The organism is Streptomyces sp. NPDC030296 (genome assembly GCF_055572815.1).
The window spans coordinates 1-5156 of the sequence record NZ_JBVICQ010000030.1; the positions used below are offsets into that span (position 1 = coordinate 1).

Below are 5156 nucleotides of genomic sequence, written 5' to 3' on the forward strand. Positions count from 1 at the left end.
CCTTGTCGTAGTACTTCGGCGCACCGGCCAGAGCGTTGCGCTGCTCCTCGGTCAGCTTGGCGTAGGCCAGCGGAGAGGACGGGTTCGACGGGAAGAACTTGACCAGGTTGGCCTGGCTCTCCGCCCGCAGCGAGAAGTCCATGAGCTTGTAGGCGTTGTCCACGTTGGCCGCGCCCTTGGCGATGGCATAACCCGAGAACTGGCGGCGCATACCGTTGAGCTGCCGCTCCACCGGCACACCCTGCTTCTGCAGATCGGCGAGGCGGCCGTCCCAGACGGTGGACATCGTCACTTCCTCGCGGCTCAACAGCACACCCGGGAGCGGGCCGCTGTCCCAGAACTTCTTGATGCGGGGCCGCAGTCGCGTCAGCACCTTGAAGGCGCGGTCGACGTCCAGCGGGTACAGCTTGTCCATCGGGACACCGTCGGCCAGCAGCGCGAACTCCAGCTCCGGCAGGTCACCGTCCGGATGGACCATCGCGCGGGCGCCCTGGAACGCCTTGGTGTCCCAGAAATCCGCCCACGACTCCGGCTTCCTGCCCCCGAACGCGTCCGTGCGGTACCCGATGCACTGACCGTAGAAGGCGTGGCCGACGGCGTACTCGGTGATCTGGGCCTCAGGGATCTTCGCGCTCTTCACGCTCTTGACCCGGTCGAGGTCCAGCGCCTCCAGCGCGTCCTGCTTGACGTACTTGGTGTGCGACATCATCGAGTTGTTGATGAGGTCGCACTGCGGGCGGCCCTGCTTGATCTGGGCCAGCAGCGGGGCGTCGTCCAGGTTGAGCACCTTGACCTGGATACCGGTCTCCTGCGTGAACGGCGTGTAGATCGCCTTCTGCAGGGCCGCGCCATAGGAACCGCCACTGTCACGGACGACCACCGTCTTACTGCCGCCCTTGCCACTGCCGGACGAGACACGGCTCGTGCCGGTACCGCAGGCGGAAAGGGACGGCAGAGCGGCGAGGGCGGCCAGGCCGCCTGCTCCGCGCAGGAGCGCTCTACGACCGATCTGGGCATCACTCATGGCAATACTCCTCATCTGGGGACGCGTGGGACCAGCTGTGCGGGGGCTTTACCTCGCAGGCGGGGGGATCGTTCAGGGCGGCGCACGCGGACAGAGCATCGTCCGGCGCCGGTGACAGGCGGTGATCAGCAGAGCGGGGGCGGTCCTGGTCGCGCGGTGCCGATGCGCGGAGGCCGGCAGAAAGGCGCGGCGGAGAGCAGGTCGTTCAGCCCGTTGTTGGTGGTGATGCCGGCAGGGATTCAGCCGGCGGTGTACCCGCCGTCGACGGTCAGGACCGATCCGGTCACGTACGACGACTCCGACGACGCGAAGAAGAGCACCGCGTCAGCGACCTCTTCGGGGGTGGCCAGGCGCTGGAGCGGGATCGTGCTCTCGCGCTGGCGGCGGTAGGCCTCGGGGTCGGGCCTGCGCTGGAACGCCGCTTCGATGATCGGCGTGGCGGTCAGGCCCGGAGCGACGACGTTGACGCGGATGTTGCGCGGGGCCCACTCGATCGCCGCACCCTTGGCGAGCATGATGAGGCCCCCCTTGGCGGCGGAGTACAGGACCTGCCCGGCCATGCCGACCATGCCCAGCCGTGAGCTGACGCAGACGAACGAGCCGCCGGTCTCGGGCATCAGCGGCGCGAAGTGCTTCATCACCAGGAACGCGCTGAGCAGGTTGCTTTCCAGCACGTTCCTCGCGTCGTCGCAGGCCATCTCGGTGAGTGGACCGTCGGCCTGCAGACCGTGGTTGAGGACGACGACGTCGACGGTGCCGAAGGACTCCGCGGCCTGCTTGGCCAGGTGCTCGACGAACGTCTCGTCGTTGAGGTCTCCGGGAATGTACAGGTCGTCGGGCTGAGCGCTGTCGAGCCGCTCCTTGCGGCCGGTGAGCAACAGCCGCCCGCCCTCCCGGCGGAAGTGGGAACTCACCGCCTGCCCTATGCCACTGCTGGCGCCTGTCACCAGGGCCGTGGCGTTCTTGAGTCTCATGTCAGGCACTCCTCTTACGGGGGAGGTCGGTCGGGGGTGGGGGCTCGGGGAGGACCGGAGTCTCGTCCCATGCCGGTCAGTTGAGGAATCCGCGAGCGTCGACGGGCCAGCGCTCCAGCGATGTGCCCGTGCTGTCGGTGACGATGAGTTCCTCGAAGCCGAGGACGACCGGGCACACGTGGTTCGGCACGACCGGTACGACGCTGCCGACGCCGGGGCGGAACTCTCCATCCGGCAGCGGGAGGAACCCGTGGTACTCGTTGACCTTGGACAGGACCGCTTTCGTGCCGGCGATGCCGCCGTAGCCGATCTCGGGGCTGCCTTCTTTGCTGAGGGCCTTGTTGCCCACATCCAGGATGACCTGGCCGGGGACCCAGTCGCTGACCACGGTGCCGGCGACGAACAGCGCGATCTGGTCCTCCGTGCAGGCGCCCAGTCGGGCGTTGTTCAGATCGCCGAAGACATACTCGCCGGGACGGATCTCGGTGATCACACTGCTGGTGGAGAACTCGAGGGTCGGAGTGGAGCCCGCGCTGACCACCTCCGCCGTGACCCCGACACCTTCGAGGCCGCGTACCGCAGCGGTGAGCGCGGCCTCCTGATCCCGCGCCGCACGTCGGCGAGCGTCCGGGCCGGTGCAGCCGTGACCGGGATAGGTGAAGACACCCACCGGCACCAGACCACGCTTGCGGGCGGCGAGCGCGAGATCGCCCGCGGCCTCGGGCGGCGCCCCGGAACGACGGGCACCGCAGTCGACCTCGACCACGACCTGCAGCCGGTCCGGTTCGTCTCCCATCGCGTCGGCGAGAGCCTCGATCGCCGCGACGTTGTCGACGCCGACCCGGAGCCGGGCGGACTCGGCGAGCCGGCGGATCCGGGCCTTCTTCGATCCCGCGGCCCAGATCGGATAGGCGAGGAAGATGTCGTCGAACCCTGCCGCGACGAAGACCTCGGCCTCACCGACGTTTCCCGCGGTGATTCCGACCGCGCCCGCCTCGATCTGGCGTCGCCCGATCTCCACGCACTTGTGCGTCTTGACGTGCGGCCTGACCTGGAGGTTGTGCTGGTCGGCGAAACCCTGGACGCGGTCGATGTTGTCCTGCATGACATCGACCAGCACGATCGGCGCGGGGGTGTCGATCCGCTCGACCAGAGCGTCGAGGGCTCGTTGCAGCCGGTTCACGCTGCCCTCCTCGGGACGGCGGTGCACACCATCTGGATCTCGACGGGGCTGTTGAGCGGCAGCCCGGCGACACCGATCGCGGTGCGAGCGTGTCGTCCGTTCTCGCCGAGCACCTCGATCAGCAGGTCACTGGCCGCGTTGGCGACCTGCGACTGCTGACCGAAGTCCGGCGTACTGGCGACGAAGACCAGCATCTGCACGATCCGGACCCGCTCCAGCTCGCCCACCGCCTGCACAGCGGCGGCGAGAGCGTTGAGCGCGGCATGGCGGGCCAGTGACCGCGCCGTCTCCAGCTCGACGTCCCGGCCGACAATGCCCTGACCCAGCAACCAACCGTCCTTGTAGGGCAGTTGGCCCGAGATGTGGATGCTGGAGCCCACCGACCGGTGGTGCACGTAGTACGGGTTGTCGGCGAGTTCGGGAAGGGCGAGGCCCAGGGCCTGCAGCCGAGCGGACGCCGAACCGGTGCTCGCTGCCGACGTCACGGACTGGCTCATCGCGTCACCGCCGCGGCCGGCACGCGGAGCAGACCAACACGGTTGGTGACAAGCACCTGTTTCACAGGAATCTTGATCATCTGCACTCGGCTCTCTCCTCGAGCAGCAGGGGCGACAAAGCGCCATATCGTGGCTTAAAACCGCCAGCTATTGTCGTTTGTCGACCATATGGCCGCCCGTAGAGCACTGTCAATACAAACTTCAACGCTCGGATGCGGCCTCAGAACGGGTGCGGGAACGCACCTGTCCGCATGACCAAGGGGGAAAGAGGGAGGTCAGGCCCCCTCAGGGCAGGGATGACCTAGGGGCCTGTCGTTTGGATCAGGCCTGGGTCGCGGCCACAAGGTGCCGTAGCCCGAAGCCGGCATGATCCAAACGACAGACCCTAGCAGCGCGTACGACTCAGGGCCGCCCGGCACCGCTCTGCAACGTCACCGCGGCAAGCGCGGTTCGCCGCTTCACGCAGGGGGCGCGAGCTCACACGTGCCGGGGCGCACGTTCCCCGTGATCTCCCGACTGGGCTCGCAGCCCCATGGGGAAGTGGGCGGCCAGTTCCTGGCGGAACGCGTCGGTGTCGCCTTCCAGGGCGACCGTGGCCAACCTCTCGTGCTCGACGACCAGTTGCTGCGGGTTGTCGCTGTACGTGCGGTGATCGACGCTGAGGTAGAGGCGCAGCTTGGTCTCCCAGCCGTTCCACATGCCCTGCAGGACACCGTGGCCCGAGAGGTCGTAGAAGAGCCTGTGGAAGCGGAGGTGCGCGTCGATGCTGGCCGGGATGTCGTCCTTCTCCATGGCCCGGCGCAGATCCTCGACGGTCTGCAGCAACTGGGGCCGCTCAGCACCGCGCAGCGCTTCGGCCGAGAGCTCGGCGGCGTACGGCTCGACGTGCAGCCGGACCGAGTCGATCTCGGCGACCTCGCGAGCGCTCACCTCTACGACGAACGCGCCGCGGTAAGGGATCTTTACGACGAGCCCTTCTTCCTCCAGCTTGGTCAGGGCCTCGCGCAGCGGGGACCGGCTGATCCCCAGGTCCGTGGCGATGTGCGCCTCGCGCAGCTGGCCACCAGGAGGGACGCTTCCATCGAGGATGGCGGCACGCAACGTGCGGTAGACACCGTCCGGCGTCGTCGTCCGCTGCTCCTGCCACTCGAACTTGTGGTCCACCCCGTCACCCTCCCCTGCTCACACCCGACCACCTGGTCGTTTGTCGACTATACCCCCGCCGATCTGGCCTCAAGCACCTCAAGCCGACCCCCTGGCACCGGACCCCTGAGCCCACGTGACGCGGGAGCCCCATTGACAGCCGAGGGACCAACGGTCGACAATCGACCATCCAGATGGTCGACAATCGACCAGATCGAGGAACTGCTCCATTGCAGCACGAGGAGGACCCAGTGGTATTCGATGCCAAGCCCAAGTTCGTGACGTTCGACATGAACGGCACGCTGATCAAGTTCAGCATCAACGACACGATGCGC

The 5156-nt window shown here is 67.5% G+C and carries 5 protein-coding genes; all 5 read right to left on the minus strand.

Going from position 1 to position 5156, the window contains the following annotated elements; all coding sequences use genetic code 11:
- On the minus strand, positions 1-1024 hold a 1024-nt coding region (locus tag ACZ4Z3_RS40120), incomplete at its 3' end, for an ABC transporter substrate-binding protein (protein ID WP_468505689.1).
- A gap of 239 nt (positions 1025-1263) precedes the next feature.
- Positions 1264-1998: an SDR family NAD(P)-dependent oxidoreductase gene (locus ACZ4Z3_RS40125; protein ID WP_468505690.1), complete on the minus strand. Its 735-nt coding sequence runs from the start codon at positions 1996-1998 to the stop codon at positions 1264-1266.
- A gap of 76 nt (positions 1999-2074) precedes the next feature.
- On the minus strand, positions 2075-3181 hold the full coding sequence (locus tag ACZ4Z3_RS40130; protein ID WP_468505691.1) for an alanine racemase: 1107 nt from the start codon (positions 3179-3181) through the stop codon (positions 2075-2077).
- Positions 3178-3678, minus strand: a complete 501-nt coding sequence (locus ACZ4Z3_RS40135) for a RidA family protein (RefSeq protein WP_468505692.1) — start codon at positions 3676-3678, stop codon at positions 3178-3180. Before ACZ4Z3_RS40135 ends, ACZ4Z3_RS40130 begins: the two co-directional genes overlap by 4 nt.
- 477 nt (positions 3679-4155) lie before the next feature.
- Complete coding sequence (locus ACZ4Z3_RS40140) at positions 4156-4842, minus strand: GntR family transcriptional regulator (RefSeq protein ID WP_468505693.1); 687 nt, start codon at positions 4840-4842, stop codon at positions 4156-4158.
- Between the last annotated feature and the right edge of the window lie 314 nt (positions 4843-5156).